This window comes from Streptomyces sp. SID13726, from assembly GCF_010548375.1.
GTDB lineage: Bacteria > Actinomycetota > Actinomycetes > Streptomycetales > Streptomycetaceae > Streptomyces.
Genome location: NZ_JAAGLY010000685.1, coordinates 1 through 407, shown reverse-complemented (window position 1 = coordinate 407; position 407 = coordinate 1). Strand labels below are relative to the sequence as shown.

The 407-nt window shown below is 74.0% G+C and carries 1 pseudogene; it reads left to right on the top strand.

Going from position 1 to position 407, the window contains the following annotated elements:
- A pseudogene (locus G3I78_RS49780) lies at positions 1 to 407 on the top strand (2-hydroxypenta-2,4-dienoate hydratase); the annotation flags it as partial.

Sequence of the window (407 nt, the reverse complement as noted above, 5' to 3'; positions counted from 1 at the left end):
TCGCCGCCGCCGCGGCGGCGCTGCTGACCGCGGAGTACGAGAACGTGCCGGTCGAGCCGCTGACCCGGTACCGGCCCGGCCTGTCGCTGGAGACCGCCTACCGCATCCAGGCGGCCACCGTGGCCCGGCACGTGGCGGCCGGTGCCCGCGTCGTCGGGTACAAGGCCGGCGCCACCTCCAAGGCCATCCAGGAGCAGGCGGGGGGGGATGCGCCGGATTCCGGTGTCCTCCTGGACGACATGGTGCTGCCCACCGGCAGCACCGTGCACCGCTCCGTGCTGATGCAGCCGCGGGTGGAGGCGGAACTGGCCTTCCGGCTCGGCAGCGACCTGTACGGGCCCTGCGTCGCCCTGGAAGAGGCGCGGGCGGCGGTGAAGGAGGTGTTCCTCGCCCTGGAGGTGATCGAC